We start from the raw sequence: 5,422 nt of genomic DNA, 5'->3' as shown, positions 1-5,422 counted from the left end.
AGCGGTCAATTGGCAGCAGGGCAGGATTTAGTCTTCAGCGTGACGGGCAATGTGACCAACAACAAAACGGGCTTAATTTATGTGAAGGGCAATGGTGCTTTACAAGTTGATGGGACTTTGCTCAATGATTTTGGTGCCATAATGACAGAAGGTGATTTATCTTTTACCAATGCAGATGGCAGCGGAAAAAGCCTTTCCCTTGTCAATAAAGCAGGCTCTATTCAAGCAGGTGGAAATTTAAATATCCAAACCAACACCCTGAAAAACGAAGCCGATAGCACGCCTGTCATCACAGAAAAAACGGAATATAGCGATATTTCTTTCCAAAAACCAAAGGGTTCTGATCAACTCAGTGATGGGATGTTATATCAGGATGGTCCCAACCTTTGGGGAAAAGGGCACGCTAAGGAAGAACAATCTCCACCACATCCTGGAAATATAATTTATAAAGAAATATTTGTATTTGATAAAGAGCTGTGGGCTAACAAAGGAGGAACGTACGGTAAAGCAACTTTGGAAGATGGATCATTTTATAGGGCATTTACTTGGAAATATGATAAAACAAAAAGTAATATAAGACGGTATCAATGGAATAATCAGTCACATATGACAGAAAAGACTGTCACGCAAGGTTTTTCTCATAAACCAGTTTCGGGGGTAATACAATCTAGTGGCAATCTCATCATTAACGCTGATACCATTGACAACCATTATAGCTCTATAGAAGCGGGGGGAAATGCCGATATCCATGCCAATGTGCTCACCAATTTGGGGGCAACAGCTTATAAAAACACTTATCTTGGTTGTCAGGCTAATACAGACAGTTGTTATGGCTATAAAACTGATGGAAGCCGCGATGTTTCTTTAGATATAGCCAATGGCAAGGATCGCCATACTGGTTCAAAAGTTCTTGATACCGCTCCTGGTCTTGTCCAAGCGGGTGGCACTTTAAATCTGGTGGTCGATCAACTCAATAACACGGCAGCGGAAGGTTCGATTACAGGGGATGCGCATTTTGAAGCACAAGCAGTTGGGGGCAATCCACTGGAGTCCTTAAGTGGTTTGCCTGGAGCTGGCGCTCTCTTTACACCAAAAGTGGATCTCAATAATGCAGGAGAACTTTCTGAGGGGCTCCCTTTACCAAAACCCCAATCGGGTGGGGTTGGGGGCACGCTGCCCAACCAGAATTTCATTTATGAAACGCGGGCAGAATTCCTTGATGTTGGCAAGTTTTATGGCTCAGCTTATTATTTGAACAGAATTGGCTACAATCCTGACAGAGAGATTTTTTTCTTAGGCGATGCATATTTTGAAAAGCAGCTGATTGAAAAACAAATGCGTGATCTTGTTGGTCAAGGTTTGGGCAAAGGTTCCTTTATTCCTGGAAGTGATGCCATTGAACAAGTCAAAACCTTGCTGGATGTCGGGGCAGAATATGCAAAAGCCCACAATTTGACTTTTGGTGAGGCTTTGAGTGAAGAACAATTGGCGTCCCTAGAAGCCCCGATGGTGATTTATGTGCGCCAACAGGTCAAGGGCATGGATGTTTATGCACCGGTGCTTTACATCCCCGAAAAAGACAGAGCCTCCTTTGTTTCTGCTGGGGCTTTGATCATGGGCGATGATGTGAATATCACCAGCCAGAATACAAGTAATTCCACGATAATCAATTCAGGGCGGATTGCGGCAAATCACCAATTGCATGTGCATGGTGGGGATATCCTCAGTCAAGGGGGGCATTTTGCTGCTGGTGGTGATGCTGTTATCCTTGCGGAGAAGAATATTCGTTTGGATGCAGGGCGCACAACGGTTGATGGCGTGGAGACCGTATTAAACACCGAGGCGCTTTCTGCTGGTGGTAATGCAACGGTGATTGCTAAACAAAATATCACCGCCTCAGGGGTGGGGATCACCACCGGAGGTGATCTTGCCATGGCTACAGAACAAGGTAACTTGACGATCGGTTCAGCAGAAACCCATTACCATGATGAACAGGGTGATGCCACCATGCATCATAAATCAGAAGTCAACTCTGGTGGCTCGACGACACTTCTCTCTGGAAAAGATTTGAATATTCTAGGCTCTGATGTTCAAGCAACGGATAATCTTTCTTTACAAGCTGAGAGGAATGTTTCGATTGATGCCACACTCAACAGCATGGATAATCAGAGTGGGAGTGAAACCTCCCATGTCACCTTGCACAATGGCTCTCATTTAAGTTCTGGAAAAGATACCACTGTCATCTCGGGTGGCGATATCCATATTGCTGCTTCCGATATAGATGCAAAGGGCAGGGTGGGGCTGAAAGCCAGTAACGATATCCTGATCAACAATGCAGAAGATAGCTTACATTATGAGATGTCGGATCACAAAGAGGATGGAATATTTAGTGAGAGAGTCCATAATAATGTTGAGGCTACTCAAGTCGTGGGCTCAAGTATAACAGGGGGTGAAGGGATGGCCTTTGAATCTGGCAACGATACAAAAATCATTGGATCGATGCTTCTTGCTGGAAAAGAAGAGGAAACACCAGATCAAGCAAAAGCAGATATTTCTATTCACTCTGGTGGGAATATTCTCATAAAAGGCGCTCAAGAACATTACGACCAGCAATACCAATCGTCGAAAAGTGGCTTTTTGCACGAAGAATCCTCCAATACATCTCAATCGCATACCACAACGGTTTCCTCTGTTCTTGGGGCGACGGGCAACATTGATTTGCAAGCAGAAAAAAAGTCCACAATTACTGCTTCTCATCTGCTTTCAGGTCAAGACATCAATGTGACAGCAGAAAATGTGACGATTGATGGCATGCAAAATCATCATAGCAGCCACTCAGAAGAACATGCGTCTGGTTTGGACGCGGGTTCAGGCAAGGGCTTCGTGTCGATATATGGGAGTGAGGAAAAGGTGCAAAATGAAGAGAGTTTTGAACATCAAGGCTCTTCTTTGAATGCGGATGGCTCTATCAACATCACTGCCAAGAAAAAAGATGTGAGCATAGTGGGCTCTGATTTTGCAGGTGAGAATATTAACCTTTCGGCAGCGCATGATGTGAATGTGTCTGTTGGTCATGATCGTCATACTTCAAGCTCAAAAGAAGAGCGTTCAGGTTTTGGGTTTCAGTTTGGAAAGAACTGCAGCAGTGCTTCTTTGGGTGTTGGGGTTGCAAGCGTCAAAGATACGGACGATCAATGGGAAACCTCTTCCGCACAATCACACATCAAGGCACGCCGAGATGTGCAGATTACTGCTGACAATGATGTAAATATGCAAGCAGCAGATGTTTTAGCTGATCGTGATGTGAACATCGATGCTGGCAATAATATCATGCTTTCGGAAAGCCAAGATATCTCTAAGGCACAAAAAAACCATGAAAATTTCTTTGCTGGTGTTACAGGTTCTGTCAATGTTGGCATTCTTAGTACCATAAAAGATATGAGGGATGTAGTAAAACATTTTGATCATGGGGATACGAAATACAAGATTGGCAATGGCATCATTCTTGGTCTAAAAGGCAAAGATCTCTATAACAAAGGCAAAGATCTCTATAATGGGATAAAGAGCGGATCAACAAAAGCTTCCCTTCTCAATATGGTGGATATTTCTACCAGTGTTACCGTAGGCTTTAAGACTGAAAAGGAAGAGAAGTCTTCTCAGACATCTACTGCTGTAACCAATAGCATAGAAGCTGGGCGTTCTGTCGATATGAAAGCCCACAAAGGCAGCATTCATGGTACTGGTGCCGATATTATCGCTGGTACCAATCCAGTTTATGCACGGGGCAATGATCCGCAGAGCGGGAATATCAACTTGGAAGCAGGACAGCATATCACCTTTGAAAGTGCGCAAAACACGAAAAGCACACAAAACCATAACCAAAGCGCTTCAATGAATATTGGAGCCAGTTATGGCACCGGTGGCGCAGGGGTAACGGGCAGTGCTGCTTTTAGTCAAGGGGAAGGTTCCAGTGAGGAAGTTCAACAAAAGAACAGCCATATTGTTGGCACAGGTACTGTTCATACCACGAGTGGGGCAAACACCACATTGGCAGGCGCCGTGGTTTCTGGAGAGCGTGTAGAAATGGAAGTAGGAGGTGATTTTACCGTTTTCAGCCGCAGTGATAAGGGACAAAGTTCCAGCAAAAAAAACTCTGTTTCTGTTGGGGTTAAAGGCAATGGAAAGCCTGATGGTGCATCAATAAACGTCTCTTTTCAAAATGATCAATCCTCCAGCGATTATCACAGTGTTGTGGAACAATCAGGCATTAAAGCCCATGATGACGGCTTTGAGATCACCGTTAAAGATAAAACAACGCTGACTGGAGGTATTATTGAAAGCACAGCCTCGGCAGAAAAAAACAGCCTGACCACAGGAAGCATCAGCACCAGTGATATTACCAACAGTGCAAGTGCCAAAGCCAGCAGTGATGGGATTAGCATTGGAGCGGGTGGTGCAATGGGCGAATACGACATCGCTAAAAACATTGCCAAAAATGTTTTAGATCATGCAGAACAACAGGATTCAAGGGAAGGATATACCAAATCTGCCATTAGCGATGGCACCATCGTCATTACTGATGAAGCAGGGCAGAAGGCATTGACAGGGCAAGATGTGGAACAAGCCACAGCTTCCCTTAACCGTAATACCGCTGAAGCTCATCAGGGTGTATCACAAATAGATGTCACTAAGCTGGAAAAAACAGCTGGTGAAGAGCGTGAAATGGCAACACAATTGCTGGAAGAAGGATTTAAATACAGCGATAAAGCCTATAAAAAATATAATGAAGAAGCCTCTAAAAAGCGCAATGATGTAGCTCCTAAAAAGCACAATGATGTAGCCTCTAAAAAGCGCAATGATGTAGCCCCTAAAAAGCACAATGATGTAGCCTCTAAAAAGCGCAATGATGTAGCCTCTAAAAAGCGCAATGCTGAAGCCCCTAAAAAGCGCAATGATGTAGCCTCTAAAAAGCGCAATGATGTAGCTCCTAAAAAGCGCAATGATGTAGCCTCTAAAAAGCGTAATGATGTAGCCCCTAAAAAGCGCAATGATGTAGCCTCTAAAAAGCGTAATGATGTAGCCCCTAAAAAGCACAATGATGTAGCCCCTAAAAAGCGCAATGATGTAGCCCCTAAAAAGCGCAATGATGTAGCCCCTAAAAAGCACAATGATGTAGCCTCTAAAAAGCACAATGATGTAGCCTCTAAAAAGCGTAATGCTGAAGCCCCTAAAAAGCGCATGATGGAGTAGTTGGCTGATAACAAGAATGATCCACACTATTTTCTGATGTTTCCCCATAGCGATTCGCTCTTGGTAGAGGGGTTCATTGCAGGGTATCAGTATTTTCTAGAAGGTAAGTTGGGTGCTCTGACCAATTCGACGAAGAAGTACCAGAATCTGTTGTATAGCCTTGGCAATATAG

1 protein-coding gene is annotated in these 5,422 nt (G+C 44.0%); it reads left to right on the top strand.

What is annotated here, in order from left to right; translation table 11 throughout:
• On the top strand, positions 1-5,250 hold a 5,250-nt coding region (locus ACFIJK_RS08700), incomplete at its 5' end, for a hemagglutinin repeat-containing protein (protein ID WP_375627520.1).
• Positions 5,251-5,422: the final 172 nt, after the last annotated feature.

The sequence above is a fragment of the Bartonella sp. PS17NMGDW genome (assembly GCF_042193555.1).
Taxonomy (GTDB): domain Bacteria; phylum Pseudomonadota; class Alphaproteobacteria; order Rhizobiales; family Rhizobiaceae; genus Bartonella; species Bartonella grahamii.
The sequence above is the reverse complement of the archived record's forward strand: the minus strand, read 5'-3'. Positions and strand labels throughout refer to the sequence as shown.